At 64.0% G+C, this 18,954-nt stretch carries 19 protein-coding genes; 17 read left to right on the top strand and 2 right to left on the bottom strand.

Annotated elements, in window-relative coordinates; all coding sequences use genetic code 11:
• Positions 1-13: 13 nt before the first annotated feature.
• A complete protein-coding gene (locus tag IWX62_RS09085) occupies positions 14-481 on the bottom strand; it encodes a GNAT family N-acetyltransferase (RefSeq protein ID WP_196841077.1) in 468 nt (155 codons plus the stop codon).
• A gap of 50 nt (positions 482-531) precedes the next feature.
• Positions 532-1,140 (bottom strand): TetR/AcrR family transcriptional regulator, encoded by a 609-nt coding sequence (locus tag IWX62_RS09080; protein WP_333483318.1) that lies wholly within the window; start codon positions 1,138-1,140, stop codon positions 532-534.
• A 162-nt stretch (positions 1,141-1,302) separates the two neighbouring features.
• Between IWX62_RS09080 and IWX62_RS09075 the strand changes: the two genes are divergently transcribed.
• The 17 genes from IWX62_RS09075 (at position 1,303) to IWX62_RS08995 (ending at position 18,945) form a co-directional block, all read left to right on the top strand.
• Positions 1,303-2,907: a carboxyl transferase domain-containing protein gene (locus tag IWX62_RS09075; protein ID WP_196841076.1), complete on the top strand. Its 1,605-nt coding sequence runs from the start codon at positions 1,303-1,305 to the stop codon at positions 2,905-2,907.
• Between the two features lie 23 nt (positions 2,908-2,930).
• A complete protein-coding gene (locus tag IWX62_RS09070; protein ID WP_333483317.1) occupies positions 2,931-5,009 on the top strand; it encodes an acetyl/propionyl/methylcrotonyl-CoA carboxylase subunit alpha in 2,079 nt (692 codons plus the stop codon).
• Positions 5,010-5,012: 3 nt separating this feature from the next.
• Positions 5,013-6,173 (top strand): acyl-CoA dehydrogenase family protein, encoded by a 1,161-nt coding sequence (locus tag IWX62_RS09065; RefSeq protein WP_196841075.1) that lies wholly within the window; start codon positions 5,013-5,015, stop codon positions 6,171-6,173.
• Positions 6,174-6,207: 34 nt separating this feature from the next.
• Positions 6,208-7,065, top strand: coding sequence for a CoA transferase subunit A (locus IWX62_RS09060; protein WP_196841074.1), 858 nt, complete (start codon positions 6,208-6,210; stop codon positions 7,063-7,065).
• A gap of 2 nt (positions 7,066-7,067) precedes the next feature.
• The gene (locus IWX62_RS09055) at positions 7,068-7,721 is read left to right on the top strand and encodes a CoA transferase subunit B (protein WP_196841073.1); all 654 of its coding nucleotides are present in this window, start codon (positions 7,068-7,070) and stop codon (positions 7,719-7,721) included.
• A complete protein-coding gene (locus tag IWX62_RS09050; RefSeq protein WP_196841072.1) occupies positions 7,714-8,223 on the top strand; it encodes a MaoC family dehydratase in 510 nt (169 codons plus the stop codon). Before IWX62_RS09055 ends, IWX62_RS09050 begins: the two co-directional genes overlap by 8 nt.
• Complete coding sequence (locus IWX62_RS09045; protein WP_196841071.1) at positions 8,220-9,032, top strand: HpcH/HpaI aldolase/citrate lyase family protein; 813 nt, start codon at positions 8,220-8,222, stop codon at positions 9,030-9,032. The genes IWX62_RS09050 and IWX62_RS09045 overlap by 4 nt, the downstream gene beginning before the upstream one ends.
• Positions 9,033-9,096: 64 nt before the next feature.
• Positions 9,097-9,768: an NAD(P)-binding oxidoreductase gene (locus IWX62_RS09040; RefSeq protein WP_196841070.1), complete on the top strand. Its 672-nt coding sequence runs from the start codon at positions 9,097-9,099 to the stop codon at positions 9,766-9,768.
• Between the two features lie 134 nt (positions 9,769-9,902).
• Entirely contained in the window at positions 9,903-11,120 is a 1,218-nt protein-coding gene (dxr, locus tag IWX62_RS09035) for a 1-deoxy-D-xylulose-5-phosphate reductoisomerase (RefSeq protein WP_196841069.1), read from the top strand.
• A gap of 15 nt (positions 11,121-11,135) precedes the next feature.
• Entirely contained in the window at positions 11,136-12,494 is a 1,359-nt protein-coding gene (locus IWX62_RS09030; protein WP_196841068.1) for a M50 family metallopeptidase, read from the top strand.
• Between the two features lie 101 nt (positions 12,495-12,595).
• Positions 12,596-13,195 (top strand): MarR family transcriptional regulator, encoded by a 600-nt coding sequence (locus IWX62_RS09025; protein ID WP_196841067.1) that lies wholly within the window; start codon positions 12,596-12,598, stop codon positions 13,193-13,195.
• 86 nt (positions 13,196-13,281) lie between these two features.
• Complete coding sequence (locus IWX62_RS09020; RefSeq protein ID WP_196841066.1) at positions 13,282-13,818, top strand: hypothetical protein; 537 nt, start codon at positions 13,282-13,284, stop codon at positions 13,816-13,818.
• Between the two features lie 19 nt (positions 13,819-13,837).
• Complete coding sequence (locus tag IWX62_RS09015; RefSeq protein WP_196841065.1) at positions 13,838-14,128, top strand: YciI family protein; 291 nt, start codon at positions 13,838-13,840, stop codon at positions 14,126-14,128.
• Positions 14,129-14,173: 45 nt separating this feature from the next.
• Positions 14,174-15,340, top strand: a complete 1,167-nt coding sequence (ispG, locus tag IWX62_RS09010) for a flavodoxin-dependent (E)-4-hydroxy-3-methylbut-2-enyl-diphosphate synthase (protein ID WP_196841195.1) — start codon at positions 14,174-14,176, stop codon at positions 15,338-15,340.
• A 64-nt stretch (positions 15,341-15,404) separates the two neighbouring features.
• Positions 15,405-16,241: a GNAT family N-acetyltransferase gene (locus IWX62_RS09005; protein WP_196841064.1), complete on the top strand. Its 837-nt coding sequence runs from the start codon at positions 15,405-15,407 to the stop codon at positions 16,239-16,241.
• Positions 16,238-17,038 (top strand): hypothetical protein, encoded by an 801-nt coding sequence (locus IWX62_RS09000; RefSeq protein WP_196841063.1) that lies wholly within the window; start codon positions 16,238-16,240, stop codon positions 17,036-17,038. The genes IWX62_RS09005 and IWX62_RS09000 overlap by 4 nt, the downstream gene beginning before the upstream one ends.
• 107 nt (positions 17,039-17,145) lie before the next feature.
• A complete protein-coding gene (locus IWX62_RS08995) occupies positions 17,146-18,945 on the top strand; it encodes a proline--tRNA ligase (protein ID WP_196841062.1) in 1,800 nt (599 codons plus the stop codon).
• Positions 18,946-18,954: the final 9 nt, after the last annotated feature.

Below are 18,954 nucleotides of genomic sequence, written 5' to 3'. Positions count from 1 at the left end.
GGTGTGCGCGGGTTTAGCGGAGCTCCAGGACCAGTTCCTTGACGACGGCGCCGCGGGCATTGGCGAATCCCTGGACCTCACCGATGTGTTCGAACCCGTAGCGTTCGAGGATCCGGATGGAGTTGACGTTGTCCACCACGGCGCGGGCACGGATGGGTCGGTCAGTGAATTCCTCGAGGAAAAGCCCTACGGCCGCCGTGGTGATGCCCTGGCCCCAGCGGGACTTGTCGATCCAGTAGCTGATCTCGGGGGTTTCGTCGTTGCGGTAGGCGAGGATGCTGCCCACCACTGCGCCGTCGTTAAGGATGGTGCGCACGGTGATCTGGGGATCGTTGAGGATGTTCTGCCAGTGGTGGTTGAACACCCCACGGTCGGCTGGGTTCTTGGCCGTGAACGCAGCCATGTGGTTGGCGCTGGGATCGAGTTGATGGGTGAAAAACTCGTCCAGGTCGGAGGGTTCAACGGCGCGTAGTGAAGTCACATCGAACTTTCGGTTAGGTGGCGGGTAGGAACAGGTTACTAGGCAATTGGCTACGCATTAAGCGCCGACCATGCCATTTTCTCCAGCAAGAGCCGCAGGTCGGCGATGTCGCTGCTGCTTTTCCGGCGTGGAGTTGTGTGCGGAGTCGAGTTGATCAGCCCAAAGGCTGCATGAGCCTTGCGGCGAAGTTGGGCGGGGTCGTCGTCGGGCAGGAGCTTGGCCATGACATCCACCCACACTTCCACATATTGGCGCTGCAGGAACCGAACGGTGTGCTCATCTTCGGGGGTCAGGCTGTTGAGGTCCCGGTCCTGCACCCTGATCACGTTGGCATTCCGCAACGCAAAGTCCACCTGGAATTCGATCAGTCCGCGGAGCGCCGATGCCGGGTCGGGGGCATCGGCTACCACCGCATTACTGCCGCGGAGCAAGTCCTCGCTGACACCAGCCAGAAGAGCCGCGAGAACTGCCGGTTTGTTGCTGAAGTGGCGGTAGACGGCCGGCCCGCTGACGCCGGCCGCGGCGCCGAGATCCTCGATGGAGACACCGTTGTAGCCTCGATCGGCAAACAGTTGGGCCGCGGCATCCAGCAGGGCGGCGCGGCGCGAGGCCTTCGCCATGCTGCGGCCGGTAATCCGGCTCGGAGCAGAAGCTTCCATTGATGCCCCATCTCGTGCGGTCTCGTGGACCGGTCATCCCATTTTGGTGGACAAGTCGGTTATTAGCTACTAACCTAAACTCAGTTAGTACATACTAACTGAAAGTGCCTCCAAACAGACGGTGCGCTCGCCGACGAGCAACCGGTCAGGGAAAGACCCTCCATGCAGACGCTGACATCCCAGGTAGATCCCACCAGCCCCGGCTTTCTCGAGAACGACACTGCGCAGCGGCAACTGGTCACCGAATTGCGGGACAGGCTCGCTGAGGCGGCCCTCGGTGGCCCTCCGCGATCGCGTGAGCGGCACGTCGCCCGCGGCAAGCTCCTCCCGCGCGAGCGGATCGACCAGCTGCTCGACGACGGTAGCCCCTTCCTGGAGATCGCACCGCTGGCTGCCAACGGACTGTACGACGACGAATGCCCGGGCGCAGGGGTCATCGCCGGCGTCGGGCTCGTCCACGGCCGCCACGTACTGGTGATTTCCAACGACGCGACCGTCAAGGGTGGCACCTACTACCCCCTCACGGTCAAGAAACACCTGCGGGCCCAGGAAATCGCGTTGGAGAACAACCTGCCGTGTGTCTACCTGGTGGACTCCGGCGGAGCGTTCCTGCCCAAACAGGACGAGGTGTTCCCGGACAAGGAGCACTTCGGCCGTATCTTCTTCAACCAGGCCACCATGTCGTCCCGGAAAATCCCGCAGATCGCCGCCGTCATGGGGTCGTGTACCGCCGGTGGAGCGTATGTCCCCGCCATGAGTGACGAGACTGTCATTGTTCGCAACCAGGGCACCATCTTCCTGGGTGGCCCGCCCCTGGTGAAGGCAGCCATCGGCGAGATAGTGACCGCCGAGGAGCTGGGCGGGGGAGACGTCCACTCGAAAATCTCCGGGGTTACCGATCATCTGGCGGAAAACGACACCCACGCACTGGAGATAGTCCGTGACATCATCTCCACCCTGCCGCGAAACGCGCCGGCCTGGGAGATCACTGCTTCCACCGCCCCGGCTGTCGATCCCGACGAGGTCTACGGCGCGGTCCCCACCGACGTCAACGCCTCCTACGATGCCCGTGAAGTCATCGCCCGGCTCGTCGACGGCAGCCAGTTCCATGAGTTCAAGAAAGAGTACGGGGTTACGCTGGTCACCGGCTTCGCTACGCTGCACGGCCATCAGGTGGGCATCGTGGCCAACAACGGCGTGCTATTCAGCGAATCGGCGCTCAAGGGAGCCCACTTCATCGAACTGTGCGACCAGCGGGGAATCCCGCTGATCTTCCTGCAGAACCTGTCCGGCTTCATGGTCGGCCGCGACTACGAGGCAGGCGGTATCGCCAAAAACGGCGCCAAGATGGTCACCGCTGTCGCCACTTGCCGTGTCCCCAAACTGACCGTCGTCGTCGGCGGCTCCTTTGGTGCAGGCAACTACTCGATGTGCGGGCGTGCCTACTCGCCGCGATTCCTGTGGATGTGGCCCTCCAGCAGGATTTCGGTCATGGGCGGCAACCAGGCCTCGTCGGTGCTCGGAACCGTCAAACGGGACCAGCTGGAGGGACGCGGAGAGGACTGGAGCGCCGAGGACGAAGAGGCGTTCAAGGAACCCATCCGTGAGCAGTACGAGGCGCAGGGTAGCCCCTACTACTCGACAGCCCGTCTCTGGGATGACGGCATTATTGACCCCGCGGATACCCGCACGGTGCTCGGCCTCGCCTTGGACATTTGTGCCAACGCGCCGGTCCGGGACACCTCCTTCGGCCTTTTCCGGATGTGAGCGAGATGTTACCCATCGAACCAATGACCGACCCTGCCCTGTCCGACGCCGCCCTCTTCGATACCGTGCTGGTCGCCAACCGGGGCGAGATCGCGTGCCGGGTGATCCGATCCCTCCGCACGCTGGGCATCCGGTCGGTGGCCGTCTACAGCGACGCCGACGCCGGTGCCCTCCATGTCCGGGAAGCCGACGTGGCGGTGCGGATCGGACCGGCGTCCCCAGCGCTGAGCTACCTGTCCATCGACGCGATCCTCGATGCTTGCCAGCGCACCGGCGCCCAGGCGGTCCACCCCGGGTACGGATTCCTCAGCGAGAACCAGGCCTTCGCCCAGGCTCTGAGCGATGCAGACATAGCATTCATCGGCCCCTCGGTGCATGCGCTGAATGTCATGGGCGACAAGATCCGGTCCAAGAATCACGTGATGGACCACGGGGTGCCGGTGGTGCCGGGTATTGCCCAGCCGGGGCTGACCGACCAGCAGCTACTGGAGGCTGCGGCCGACGTCGGGTTCCCCCTGCTGATCAAGCCCTCGGCCGGGGGCGGCGGCAAGGGAATGCACGTGGTCGAACGGCAGGAGGACCTGGCCGGGACCCTGCCAACCGCGCGGCGCGTTGCCGCGTCGGCTTTCGGCGACGACACCCTGTTCATGGAGCGGCTGATCCTCACGCCGCGGCACATCGAAGTTCAGATCCTCGCCGACAACCACGGCAACGTCATTCATTTGGGGGAGCGGGAATGCTCGCTGCAGCGCCGTCATCAGAAGGTCATCGAGGAGGCCCCGTCGCCGCTGCTCGATGAGGCAACCCGTGCCCGCATCGGCGAAGCGGCCTGCAATGCGGCCCGCAGCGTCGAGTACAGCGGAGCGGGGACCGTCGAGTTCCTGGTGTCAGCAGACGCACCTGATGAGTTCTTCTTCATGGAGATGAACACCCGGCTCCAGGTGGAGCACCCCGTCACCGAACTGGTCACCGGCATCGATCTGGTGCAGTGGCAGGTGCGCATCGCCGCGGGTGAGAAGCTCACCCTGTCCCAGGACGACGTCGTGCTCACCGGGCACGCGGTCGAGGCACGGGTCTATGCCGAAGATCCCGAGTCCGGGTTCCTGCCGTCTACCGGCACGGTGATCCACCTCGCGGAACCGGTCGGCGAGGGCATCCGGGTGGACAGCTCGCTACTCGACGGGCTCGACATCTCCGCCAGCTACGATCCGATGCTCTCCAAGGTGATTACGTGGGGTCGCCACCGCACCGAGGCTCTCGACCGGCTGGACCAGGCGCTCGCCGACACAGTGGTGTTGGGCGTCAACACCAACACCGAGTACCTCAGGCTCTTGATCAACGACGACGACGTCCGCGCGGGACGCCTCGACACCACCATGATCGAACGCAAACTGCCCGGGTTGACGTTCCGTCGTATCTCCGACGAGGAGGTGTCAATCCTTGCAGCCGTCGGGGCGGGCAATTCCGTGTCCGAGCCTGCCAGTTTCCATCCGGCCGGATCGCCCTGGGCCCGCCGGGACGGGTGGCGGATTGGAACACGACGGCCCCGGACGGTGCATCTCACCGTCGCTCCAGGCGATGTCCGGGAGGTGCTCGTGCAGCCGACGGCTGCGGGCTACGACGTCCATCTCGGCGACGGCCCACCACGGACCGTGACCCACCATCCGGGCCAGGGCACTGTGACCGTGGACGGCATCCGTCGTCGGGCGGCTATCGGCCAGGACGGCGCGACCCTCTGGTATTCCGACGCCGGGTGGTCGACGTCGGTACGGATGCTCGACCGGGCCGAACGGCTCGAAACCCAGCTTTCGCAGATCGCCCGGGCCGAAGGGACCGCCGACCCCGAGGTGCGCTCCACGATGCCGGGAACTGTCACGTCAGTGTCAGTGGCCGACGGCGACACTGTCCTCGCGGGTCAGACGCTGCTCAGCGTCGAGGCCATGAAGATGGAACACCAGCTGACGGCCACCGTCGCCGGCACGGTGGCCATCCACCTCAAAGCCGGCGACCTCGTCAAGGCCAACCAGATCGTCGCACGAATTCATACGACCGAAACCCTGTCCGACGTAGCAGGACCGACCCCCACGAAAGAAGAAGCGTAAGTCATGAACTTTGAACTCAGCGAGGAATACCAGGACCTGGTCGACACAGTCCGCGATTTCGCCGACGAGGTTGTCGCGCCAGTGTCAGCCAAGCATGACGAGGAGCACAGCTTCCCTTACGCCGTCGTGGACCAGATGGCTGACATGGGGTTGTTCGGCCTGCCCTTCCCCGAGCAATACGGCGGCATGGGTGGAGACTACTTTGCCCTCTGCCTCGCGCTGGAACAGCTGGCCCGGGTGGACCAGTCGGTCGCCATCACCCTCGAGGCTGGCGTGTCGCTGGGCGCGATGCCGGTCTACCGGTTCGGCACCGAGGAACAGAAACAGGAATGGCTTCCGCTGCTGGCCAGCGGCAAAGCGCTTGGTGGCTTCGGCCTGACAGAGTCGGAGGCCGGCTCGGATGCGTCGGGAACCAAGACGACGGCGAAACTTGTGAACGGCGAATGGGTCATCAACGGCACCAAGGAGTTCATCACCAACTCCGGCACCGACATCACCCGCCTGGTGACGGTCACCGCGGTCACCGACACCATCACGCGCGGCGACGGGTCGGTGAAAAAGGAAATCTCGACCATCCTGGTGCCGTCCAACACCCCGGGTTTCAAGGCCGAAAAGGCGTACAACAAGGTGGGCTGGAACGCCTCCGACACCCACCCGCTCACGCTCACCGATGTGCACGTTCCCGAAGCGAACCTGCTGGGTACCCGTGGCCGCGGTTACGCCAACTTCCTCCAGATCCTCGACGAGGGCCGCATCGCCATCGCCGCGCTGGCCACCGGCGCCGCTCAGGGCTGTGTCGAAGAGTCGATCAAGTACGCCAAGGAACGTCAGGCGTTCGGCACCAACATCGGGTCGTTCCAGTCGATCCAGTTCAAGATTGCGCGGATGCAGGCCCGGGCGCACACCGCGCGGCTGGCGTACTACGACGCCGCGTCCCGCATGCTCGCCGGTAAGCCATTCAAGACACAGGCTTCGATCGCTAAGCTGGTGGCGGGTGAAGCTGCAATGGACAACGCCCGGGACGCCACCCAGATCTTCGGCGGCTACGGCTTTATCAATGAGTTCACCGTCTCACGCCACTACCGGGACTCGAAGATTCTCGAAGTGGGCGAGGGAACTACCGAGGTTCAGCTGATGCTGATCGCCCGGGAACTGGGACTCTAGCAACCCGTCATACGTCAGTACTGAAGGAGTTATAGTGATCGACAAAGTTGTTGCGACGGCCGCCGAGGCAGTGTCCGATATCCCCGATGGTGCCTCGCTGGCCGTCGGCGGGTTTGGGCTCTGCGGAATTCCCGTGGCCCTGATCGACGCGCTGCATCAGCAGGGCACAACCGACCTCGAAACCATCAGCAACAACTGCGGCGTCGACAACTGGGGGCTGGGTGTCCTCCTGTTTGACGGTCGGATCCGCCGCACCATCAGCTCATATGTGGGCGAGAATAAGGAATTTGCACGTCAGTACCTGTCGGGTGAACTCGAGGTGGAGCTGACGCCGCAGGGGACCCTCGCCGAGAAGCTGCGCGCCGGTGGCGCCGGTATTCCCGCCTTCTATACCCCGGCAGGGGTCGGCACGCAGGTGAGCGAGGGAGGATTGCCGCAGAAGTACGACGACGCCGGTAACGTCACCGTCGCATCGGCAGCGAAAGAAGTGCGTACCTTTGGCGGGCAGGACTATGTGCTTGAGGAGTCGGTCAACCCCGACTTCGCACTGGTCCACGCCTGGAAGGGGGACCGGCACGGCAACCTTGTTTTCCATGCCACCGCCATGAACTTCAACCCGCTCTGTGCGCAGGCGGGAAAAATCACTATCGCTGAGGTGGAGGAGCTGGTGGAGCCGGGCGAGCTCGATCCCGAGCATGTCCATATTCCCGGCATCTTTGTTCAGCGCGTGGTGCTCACGCCAAACCCGGAGAAGCGGATCGAGAAGCGGACCGTGTCGCTCGCTTCTGATCAGGCGTCGCAGCCGTCTGACCAGGCTGGTTCGGCACCGTCCACCGAGCAGCCACTATTTTCCGAAGCATCCGATATTTCCAACCCGGCGAAGGCGGTCTGACCATGGCACTGACACGTAACGAGCTGGCGGCCCGCGTTGCCCAGGAACTGGAAAACGGACAGTACGTCAATTTGGGGATCGGCATGCCCACACTGATTCCCAACTACATCCCCGAGGGTGTCGAGGTGGTGCTGCACTCCGAGAATGGGATTCTCGGAGTCGGGCCATACCCCACCGAGGAGCAGCTGGACGCTGACCTGATCAATGCGGGCAAGGAGACGGTGACCGTTAATTCCGGTGCGGCGTTCTTCGACTCGGCGGCCTCCTTTGGCATGATCCGTGGTGGCCATGTTGATGTGGCGGTTCTGGGTGCCATGGAGGTCGCCGAGAATGGCGACCTCGCGAACTGGATGATTCCCGGCAAGATGGTCAAGGGCATGGGCGGTGCCATGGACCTGGTGTTTGGTGCGAAACGGGTCATTGTGATGATGGAGCACGTTGACCGCAGCGGTAAGCCAAAAATCGTTGAGTCCTGCTCGCTGCCGTTGACCGGCAAGGGGTGCGTCAACCGGATCATCACCGATCTTGCCGTGATCGATGTCGACCACGGTCGTAACGGCGGCACCCTGGTGTTGCGCGAAACGGCGCCCGGCGTAAGCGTTGACGAGGTGATCGCCGCCACCGGCGCCCACCTTGAGGTTGACCTCCATGGCTGAGTCGTCGTCGTCGGGATCGGATCGGACCGTCGTTGAGCAGCGGGGACTGTACTTCGATGAGCTCGACACCGAGGTGATCTACTCGCACAAGCCTGGTCGCACACTGACCGAGGCGGATAACGTGCTGTTCACCACCATGACCATGAACACCCAGGCGTTGCACCTTGACGCGGCGTGGAGCGAGTCGCAGCCGTTTGGGCAGCGGCTGATGAACTCGATGCTGACGTTGGCGACCGTGGTGGGGCAATCAGTCCCGCAGTTGACTCAGGGCACCATCGTGGCTCAGTTGGGTATGACCAACGTGCGTTTCCCGCACCCGCTATTTCACGGAGACACCCTCTATACGGAGACTGTGGTGACCGAGAAGCGGCTGTCGGCGTCGCGTCCCGGGCAGGGAATTGTCACCATGGATCACACCGGTCGCAATCAGGACGGGACCGTTGTCGCTACGCTCACCCGGAGCGTGCTGATGTGGACCCAGGAGGGGCACCAGAATTCATGAGTACTTTCATCATGGGACCGGCGTTGTTGTTTTGTCCGGCGGATCGGCCTGAACGGTTCGGCAAGGCGGCCGAGCGGGCGGATGCGGTCATTCTGGATCTTGAGGATGCTGTTGCGCCAGCGGGTAAGGCTGCGGCACGCGATGCTGTGGCGGCCAGCCGGCTCGATCCTTCGCGGACCATAGTGAGAATCAACCCTGCATCGACGCCCGAATTCGCTCTTGATGTGGAGATGCTGAAGCACACGGGATACCGCACGGTCATGCTGGCCAAGACCGAGTCGGCCGCCGATCTGTGGGGTTTGAACCCCTTCTCGGTTATTGCTCTTTGTGAAACCGCTACGGGGATCCTCAACGCGCAGGCGATCGCTGCTGAGCTCAATGTTGTGGCCCTGATGTGGGGCGCGGAGGATCTGGTGGCTTCGTTGGGCGGCTCGTCGAGCCGTACCGATAACGGGTCGTACCGCCAGGTCGCCTCGCATGCACGGGCGCATGTGTTGCTGTCGGCGGCGGCAGCGGGCAAGGCGGCAATGGACTCAGTGTTTATCAATATCGCTGATCTTGACGGGTTGGCTGCCGAGTCTCGAGATGCTGTGGCATCCGGTTTCGGCTCAAAGGCCTGCATCCATCCCAGCCAGGTAGCGGTGATTCGAGAAGCGTATCGGCCTTCCGCGGAGGAGGTCGACTACGCTCGGGCGATTCTGGCCGAGGCCACCCAGAGCGGTGGTGTGTTCCAGTTTCGGGGGCGGATGATCGACGGTCCGATTCTTCGTCAAGCCCAGCAAACTCTGGCGAGGGCCGGCGAGGGCTAGCCGGTGTGATCGCTGATGATTTGCCCGAGGGAATTTGATGGACCCCCTCAACCGTTACCCCACTATGAAAACAGTGATAGCAGGAGCCCACGGAAAAATTGCCCGCGAACTCACCCGCCACCTTGTTCACCAGGGTCACGAGGTTGTCGGACTTATCCGCAACCCCGAGCACAACAAAGACATAGAGAGCGACGGAGGTACCCCGGAGGTCGTCGACCTTGAGTCGAGCTCGGCCGACGAACTCGCCAAAGTGCTGACAGGTGCTGACGCAGTCGTCTTCGCAGCCGGTGCCGGGCCAGGCAGCAGCGCCGAGCGCAAAGACACCGTCGACCGCGGTGCGTCTGTGCTGTTGGCAGACGCAGCCGAAATAGCCGGCGTGAAACGATTTGTGCAGATCTCGTCCATGGGTGCTGACTCGGTCCGCGACGGCCAGCGCCCCGACGGACTTGACGACATCTTCTACGCCTACCTCCAGGCCAAGCTCGCTGCCGAAGAAGACCTGGTAGCCCGGTCCTCCTTCAGCTGGACCATCGTCCGGCCTGGTGGATTGACTGACGATCCTGCCACCGGTCGCGTGCGTCTGACCTCGAAGACCGGCCAGGGATCGGTACCGCGGAAGGACGTCGCAGCGGTGATCGCCGCACTTCTCGAGACCAAGCTGGGGGACCGGCAGGTACTTGAGCTGATTTCCGGCGAGGAAGCCATCCCCGACGCGCTCGCCTCCATCAACCGCTAAGCGGCGTCCGCGCACTCGGCGCGGCGATCGTAAGAACGGCCCTTGGGCTCAGGTGCTGCCAATCCAATCGGCGGGCGTGAGCTGAGGGGCCGTTTTTCGCGTATCCGAACCTGCCGGTGCGCGATACTTGAATCATGGTATTCACCGCCCCAGACACAGGACGCCGCCGGGTCGTCATCCTCGGATCCACTGGCTCGATCGGCACCCAGGCCATCGACGTCATCCGGCAGGCTCCGGATCGGTTTATCGTCACAGCGCTGGCGGCCGGCGGCGGAAACCTCACGCTACTGGCGGAACAGGCCGTGGCCACCACCGCCCAGGCGGTCGCATCAGCCACCGGCACCGAAGCGGAACTCAGTGCAGCCATCCGTGCGGCAGCCGCCAGGACAGCGTCAGGCAAGAACTACTCACCGACACTGTTTACCGGTCCCGATGCCTCGGCCCACCTCGCCGCCTGGCCTGACGCCGACGTCGTCCTCAATGGCATTACCGGATCCATTGGGCTCGCCCCGACCCTCGCAGCTCTCAAAGCCGGACATCTGCTCGCCCTTGCCAACAAGGAATCCCTCATTGTCGGTGGTCAGCTGGTCCACGACGAAGCAGCCGAAGGCCAGATTGTCCCAGTGGATTCCGAGCACTCGGCCATCGCCCAGTGCCTGCGCTCCGGCACCGCCGATGAGGTGGACCGGCTGATCCTCACCGCATCGGGCGGTCCTTTCCGCGGCAAAGCGAGGAAGGACCTCCAAAACGTCACCCCCCAGCAGGCCCTCGCCCACCCCACCTGGGATATGGGCAAAATGGTCACGACCAATTCCGCGACCATGGTCAACAAGGCGCTTGAGGTCATCGAGGCGCACCTGCTCTTCGGCATCCCGCTGGAGCGGATCGACGTCGTCGTCCACCCCCAGTCGATCATCCACTCGATGGTGCAGTTCACTGACGGGTCCACCATCGCCCAGGCGTCGCCGCCCGACATGCGCCTCCCCATCGCCCTCGGCATCGGCTGGCCACACCGGATCCCCGGCGCGGCAACCCCCTGCGACTGGACGACGGCGGCCACCTGGACCTTCGAACCCCTCGACGAGGAGGCGTTCCCGGCTGTCCGGCTCGCCAAAGCGGCAGCAGCCTGCGGCGGAACGGCGATGGCCGTCTACAACGCCGCCAATGAAGAAGCGGTCGAGGCCTTTCACAGCGGAGCAATAGGTTTCACTGACATTGTGGATACGGTGGAGGCCGTCACCGCCGAGTACGACAGCACCGGGCCACTCACTCTCAGCAGCGTGCTCGACGCCGAAAAACGGGCACGCACACTCGCCCGAATTCGTTGTGGTGTGCAGGATCAGTTCAGCTAAGCCAAAGGAAACGCGTTGTCCATTCTGCTCTTCGTTCTGGGAGTGCTCTTCGTTGCAATAGGTATTGCCGCGTCCATCGCTCTGCACGAAGTGGGGCACCTTGTCCCCGCCAAGCTCTTCAAAGTCCGCGTTACCCAGTACATGATCGGGTTTGGGCCCACCCTCTTCTCCCGCCGCCGCGGTGACACCGAATATGGATTCAAGGCCATTCCCCTCGGCGGCTACGTCTCCATGGTGGGGATGTTCCCGCCAGCCAAGGTCGACGACGGCGTCAGCACCGGGACGGCAGTCCGCCCATCGAGCACCGGGATGTTTCAGCAACTGACCTCCGACGCGCGGCAGGCCGCCGCCGAGCAGCTACAACCTGGCGACGAAAACCGGGTCTTCTACAAGCTGCCCATCTGGAAGCGCATCATCATCATGCTCGGCGGGCCGGTGATGAACTTGATCATCGGCGTCATCATGTTCGCCATCCTGATTATGGGCTTCGGATCGCCGCAGGCGACCACCACCGTCTCCGAGGTCTACGAATGCGTGGTGCCAGCCAGCCAGCAGGCCTCCACGGGGCAGACTGCCTGTTCCGACGAGGATCCTCCCGCCCCAGCCTTCGACGCCGGGCTGCAGCCCGGCGACCGGGTGGTGAGCTACGACGGTCAGGAAGTCACCGACTGGATCCAGCTGTCCGCCTGGATCAGGGACACCGCTGGCGAAGAAACAGACATCTCTTATGTGCGCGACGGTGACACCGTCAACGCCACCATCACGCCGCTGCTCACCGAACGCCCCGTGCCGGACATCGACGGGCGCCCCAAGCTCGACGACGACGGAACTCCGGTACTCGAAGCGGTAGGGTTTATCGGCGTCGGCTCCCAGCAGGAACTCGTTCCCGGCCCGGCAAGCGACGTGTTGCCCGCAGTGGGCGAGAATGTCGTCGCAGTGACCGGCGTGGTGATCAATCTTCCGCAGCGGGTCGTCGAGGTGGGGCAGGCAGCGTTTTCGGACGCGCCGCGTGATCCCGAAGGTCCGATCAGCGTGGTCGGCGTCGGCCGTATTGCCGGCGAAGTCTCCGCCATGGATGAAATCCCCATCGAATCCCGGGTAGCGACCCTGGTCGGCCTGGTGGGCGGCGTCAATATTGCCTTGTTTGTCTTCAACCTCATCCCGTTGCTGCCCCTCGACGGCGGACACATCGCGGGTGCGCTATGGGAAGGAGTCCGTCGGACCTTCGCACGGTTGTTCAAGCGCCCCGACCCTGGCCCCTTCGACATGGCCAGGCTCCTCCCGCTCACCTACGTGGTGGCAGTTCTCCTCATGGGCATGGGCGCCCTGCTGATTTACGCGGACATCGTGAAGCCGGTCAATCTGTTCGGCTAGGTATGTCAAATCAGCCATCGAGGTTCAACACAAGATGGTTGTAAATTAAATTGAGTGCTAAATAGGTTGTTATTGCTTTCTCAACCGCTTAGGGTTGAAATATGTTTGTCATGACGATCGATCAGAAGGGTAGTTCCCAGGCCGACGACGGGGTCCCCGGCCTCCTCGACCTCCTCCGGCAGGTGCCAGCAGCCGTGCCCTTCGACCGCTCGGTCGGTGATGAGGCGCAGGGGGTCCTTGACTCGCCGGAGGCAGTGGTCGACGCAGCTCTGCTCTGCCTTCGAGCGGGCGGTTGGTATGTCGGGATCGGGGTGGGGGGCGTGGAACTGCCCCTGCCGTCGAGCGCGCGCGAGGGAAGAGGTTCTGCCTTTGTCGCTGCCCGAGCGGCAGTCGAACGAGCGAAGAAGGCCGGGGACCGGGCGGCAGTCGCCGTAGACGGTGGGGTGGGGTCTTCCGAAGCAGAGGGGGTGCTGATGCTGATTGGGTTGCACGTCATGAAGCGGACGGCGGCCGAATGGCGTGTCCTCGATCTGCTGGAACCAGGCAAATGGGGGAGTCAGACTGCCGTGGCGAGACAGCTCGGCATCACCTCCCAGGCCGTCAGTAAGGCGGTTGGCCGATCGGCGTGGGTTGAGGAATGGGCCGCCCGGCCGGCCGCCGCAGTGTTGTTGCAGCGAGCCGACGAGGCCTCCCGGGACTAGTCCGGCGAACAAAGAATAGCCCCGCGAACAAAGCGTCAGACCCAGACTGTAGAGTCCCGGTGTAACGACAGGAAGATGAGGCCTGCATGGAAGCACTGTGGATCATACTGGCGCTGCTGGTGGCGGCAGGTGTTGGTTGGCCAGTAACCACCGGCGTGCTCAAGCTTGCGCGAACGGTCGATGAGCACGAGAAGACGGCAGAGCATCACCAGGCGGCGCAGGACTGGGCCGAGCAGGACAACGCTCCGCAGGACAGGGCCGAGCACCAGAGCAGGCGCGAACCCGCGGAGACTTCCGGGCTGCCCGCGGACGACGCCCGCCCGCGGATAGTGATCCCCGATCCGCCAACACATGACCCCACAACTTCTGCGAAGCCTGCATCCCGCCCCGGAGTTTTGCGTGGTGGTCTGGTGATCGGCGTCCTCGAGCGGCTCGCAGTGGCTGGCGCCATCCTCGCCAACGAACCGGTGGCGATCGCCTACGTCGTGGCAATCAAGGGCCTTGGCAGGTACGCGGAGTTGAAAGACACACCAGCGGTTGCCGAACGCTTCATCATCGGAACCCTGACATCCATGTTGTGGGCGGCCGCCGTCGCCGGCTTCACTGCGGCATACCTCCTGTAATCACGTATAAGGTGGATCCATGAGTGTTTTCGCAGTGGAATATGTGTATGGCCCTGATACCTCCGACCTACGCGATGAGCACCGGCCGGCTCACCGCGAGTGGCTCAGCAGCCTCGTAACCGATGGGCGGGTCCTCGCCTCCGGCGCCTTCGCCGATGGTGCTGGTGCACTGCTGATCTTCACCGCCGATGACGAGCTGGGGCTCAACGATCTCCTGCGCCAGGATCCTTTCGCCCTCCAGGGTGCTATCGCTGCGGTCAAGGCCACCGAGTGGAAGCCCGGCATCGGCCTGTTGTCGCAGTACGCATAAACCCACCACATTTGATGTACCGATGAACTACACATGGAGGATCCTTTGACCTCGGTCAGTTTAGGAATGCCAGCCGCCCCACCGCCCGTCCTTGCTCCCCGCCGCAAAACCCGGCAGATCAAGGTCGGCTCCGTGGGCGTCGGATCGGATTCGCCCATCAGCATCCAATCCATGACCACCACCCCCACCACCGATATCAATGCGACCCTGCAGCAGATCGCTGAGCTGACAGCCACCGGCTGTGACATTGTGCGCGTTGCATGCCCGTCCGCCGACGACGCCGCAGCTCTGCCGATCATCGCCCGGAAGTCACAGATCCCGGTCATCGCTGATATCCACTTCCAGCCGAAGTACGTCTTCGCGGCCATCGACGCGGGCTGCGCAGCCGTCCGCGTCAACCCCGGAAATATCCGCAAGTTTGATGACCAGATCAAAGAGATCGCGGCCGCAGCCAAGGCTGCCGGAACCTCGATCCGCATTGGCGTCAACGCTGGCTCCCTCGACCCGCGGCTGATGGAAAAATACGGCAAGGCAACGCCGGAAGCGCTCGTCGAGTCGGCCGTCTGGGAAGCATCCCTCTTCGAGGAACACGACTTCCACGACTTCAAGATCTCCGTGAAGCACAACGATCCGGTGATCATGGTCCGCGCCTACGAGCTGCTGGCCGAACGGGGTGACTGGCCCCTGCACCTCGGTGTGACCGAGGCGGGACCCGCCTTCCAGGGAACCATCAAATCAGCGACAGCCTTCGGCGCGCTGCTGTCCAAGGGAATCGGTGACACCATCCGCGTGTCCCTTTCGGCCCCACCGGTTGAAGAAATCAAGGTGGGAAACCAGATTCTGCAGTCGCTGAACCTGCGGCCGCGAAAACTGGAGATTGTGTCCTGCCCGTCCTGTGGACGCGCCCAGGTAGACGTCTACACCCTCGCCGAGCAGGTGACCGCCGGCCTCGAAGGCATGGAGATCCCGCTCCGCGTCGCGGTGATGGGGTGTGTGGTGAATGGTCCAGGCGAAGCCCGTGAAGCTGACCTTGGGGTGGCCTCCGGCAACGGCAAAGGCCAGATTTTCGTGAAGGGGCAGGTCATCAAGACTGTTCCCGAAGACCAGATTGTTGAGACACTCATTGAAGAAGCCATGAGAATAGCTGAGGAGATGGGGGAAGCCGATGGCGAGACTGCTGGCCAGGGTGGCCCCATGGTTACCGTCAGTTAGGTCCCACGCCGTACAACCAGGTCCGGCCAGACCGGCCGGGCCGGCCGGGCCAGCGGATCCCGTCGTGTCCGATGGATTCGCGACGCTCGGCAAGGAGCACAACGAAGCTCTCGGACGGCTGGTTGACCGGGATCCGACGGCCAACGTCTTCATCGCGTCGCACCTCGAAGCGTCCCGCGGCCTGTCGCCGTCCTACGCGGGCGGCGAGGTAATCGGCATCTTCCGTGCCGGGGAGCTGGTTTCGGCGTGTTGGGCCGGCGTCAACCTGGTGCCTATCGGGGTCTCGGCTGCCGACGGTGCGGCCCTCGGCACCTACCTGGGGCAGTCCAAACGAAAGTTCTCCTCGATCTTTGGGCCCTCCGACGCAGTGCTGGCCATCTGGTCCACGTTGCTGGAGTACAGCCCCGAACCATTCGACGTCCGTCCCGCCCAGCCGCTGTTGGCCATCACGGGGCAACCCCACGTTGAGCCTGCGGCCGGGCTGCGATTCACCCGCGAGGACGAACTGGACGTCATCGTGCCGGCGTGTGCCGCCATGTTCGAGGAAGAGGTGGGCTACTCACCCTTCACCGGCGGAGGCGACCATTACCGTCGCCGGGTGGCCTCCCTGGTCCGGCGACACGCCTCCCTGGCAGATTTCGACGACGATGGTCAGGTCATCTTCAAAGCCGAACTCGGCACAGTCTCGAGCACTACGGTTCAGATCCAGGGTGTCTGGATGAATCCGGCCTACCGCGGGCAGGGCCTCAGCGCGAGCTACCTCGCCGCCGTCGTCCTCGTGGCTCAGCAACGCGCCCCCGTCGTGAGCCTCTACGTCAACTCCTTTAACACGCGGGCGCTGGCTGCCTACCGGACGGTGGGATTTAGCCAAGTGGGGACCTTCGCCACGGTCCTGCTATGAGCGGGCGGGACGGCCGCTGGTTGGCCGCTCTCACAGGTGCCGTTCTGCTTGTCGGCACCGGGTGCAGCGCAGGCGAGGGCACCGATGACCTCCCACCCCCCGCCACGCTGGCGGCCGAACCGACCACCGACCCAACCGACAGCGCCACCGACCCAACCGCCGGCGCCGACGCCGGCGGCACCCCGGCAGCCAGCTTGGACGCCGAGTTCACGCCCGACGAGCTGGCGGCAGCACTGGAAACACTGAATGCTGAAGAGTCGCTCGAAGGGGTCATCCTGACCGACTCGGACATCCGGGAGCTCGTCGCGGAATCCGGCAGCGGGAACCCTGGCGGTCTGACCGTCTCGCCCGAGGAATGCAACGTCTTCGCCGACCCGGATCTTACCGAACAGGCCCTGAACGCCGCCCTCGCCACCATGACCTTCGCCGGAGCATCGTCATTGCAGCCGGATTCCGTCAGCCTGACCAGCCACGCATCGGATGAGGTGATCGAGGAGCAGCTCGACGCCAACCGGGACCAGCTCGCTGCCTGCTCCGAGTTCGAGATGGACATCGCGGGGGAGACGGTGATGGTGCGCGTGAGCGAGTTGGCTGTCGCTACGATCGCCGACGAGGCGTTCGCGGTCCAGACCGTGGTCCAGGTGCCGGGGACTATCCAGCAGACCGTCTCGCTGACCGCCGTCGTCGGGACCACCACTATCAACGTGACAGTCGGCAGCTCGGGGGACAGCGCGCTGGATCTGGCCCGGGGACGGGACCTCGTGGACACGACGGTTACCGCACTGCGCGGCCTCTAGCGGATCACGGCGCGGGCCGGGTGTCACCGGGGTCTGCCGGAAACGGTTAGATTGGTATCTGATTAAGCTGCCGAGGCAGTCAGTGCTGAAGAAACGGATTCAAACGCGTGGTCCTTCGACTTTCCACTCTTTTCCTGCGCACCCTGCGCGAGGACCCCTCCGACGCCGAGGTAGCCAGCCACCGGCTCCTCGTCCGGGCCGGCTATATCCGCAGGGCAGCGCCCGGGATATACACCTGGCTGCCGCTGGGGCTGCGGGTGCTCGGCAAGGTGGAGACCATCATCCGCGAGGAAATGGCAGCCATCGGTGCTCAGGAAGTCCACTTCCCCGCGCTGCTCCCCAAAGAGCCCTACGAGGCAACCAACCGGTGGACTGAGTACGGCGATGGGATCTTCCGGTTGCAGGACCGCAAGGGCGCGGACTACTTGCTCGCACCCACCCACGAGGAAATGTTCACCCTCCTGGTGAAGGACCTGTACAACTCGTACAAGGACCTCCCGCTGAGCCTGTTCCAGATCCAGTCGAAGTACCGCGATGAGGCACGCCCCCGCGCTGGCCTGCTGCGCGGCCGCGAGTTCATTATGAAGGACTCGTACTCTTTCGACATTGACGACGCCGGCCTGGAGCGCAGCTACCAGCTGCACCGCGGTGCCTACCTGCGGATCTTTGAGCGCCTCGGCCTGACCGTGGTCCCCGTTGCCGCCACAGCTGGCGCGATGGGCGGATCCAAGAGCGAAGAGTTCCTGCACCCGTCAGAAATCGGCGAAGACACGTTTGTTGCCTCCGAGGGTGGCTACACCGCCAACGTCGAGGCAGTCACCACGGTCGTGCCAGCGGAGATCGACTTCACCGGCGCTGCACCGGCAGCGATCAAGGACACCCCTGACACCCCGACCATCGACACCCTGGTCAGCCACGCAAACGAGGTCCTCGCACGCGACGATCGTCAGTGGACCGCCGCTGACACCCTCAAGAACGTGGTGCTCGCCGCGGTCCTGCCCACCGGTGAACGCCGCCTGGTGATCATCGGGCTGCCGGGCGACCGGACCGTCGACCTGAAACGTATCGAAGCCAACCTGGCACCCCACCTTGAGGTCGGCGGCGAAGTGATGGTGGAGCCCGCCTCCGAAGAGGACCTCAGGAAGCACCCCGGCCTGGTCAAGGGGTACATCGGTCCGGGACTGAGCCTCGACGCTCCGGTGCTCCGCGCCGACGGGTCAACCGGGATTCCCTATCTGGTGGACCCGCGGGTCGTCTCGGGGACCGCCTGGATCACCGGAGCCAACGTCTCCGGCAAACACGTCTTCGGCCTGGTGGCCTCCCGCGACTTCGCCTGGGACGGGGTCATCGAATCGGTCGAGGTGCGCGACGGCGACGAGGCACCCGACGGGTCCGGTCCCCTGAAGGCGGCCCGCGGCATCGAGATGGGCCACATCTTCCAGCTTGGCAGGAAATACGCTGAAGCGTTGGGGCTGAAAGTCCTCGACCAGAACGGCAAACTCGCAACCGTCACCATGGGCTCCTACGGCGTAGGGGTAACCCGCGCCATCGCAGCCCTCGCCGAATCCAACCGGGACGACAAGGGCATCATCTGGCCACGGAACGTGGCTCCAGCCGATATCCATCTGGTCGCCACCGGCAAGGGCGAGGAAATCTTCGCCGCAGCCAACCAGCTCGCCGAGGACCTCACTGCGGCCGGACTGGAAGTCATCTATGACGACCGGCCGAAGGTGTCACCGGGGGTAAAGTTCGGCGACGCCGAGCTGATCGGTGTCCCGACCGTCGTCGTCGTCGGGCGTGGCCTGGTCGACGGCGTGGTGGAGGTCAAGGATCGCCGCAGTGGCGATGCCGAGAACGTTGCAGTGGCCGAGGTTGTTGAACACCTCCGCCTGCTCGTCACCCAGTAGCGGAACGGG

The sequence above is a fragment of the Arthrobacter sp. CAN_A1 genome, assembly GCF_015751665.1.
GTDB lineage: Bacteria > Actinomycetota > Actinomycetes > Actinomycetales > Micrococcaceae > Arthrobacter_D.
Note: the sequence above shows the minus strand (reverse complement) of the source record. Positions and strands in the feature narration are given on the sequence as shown.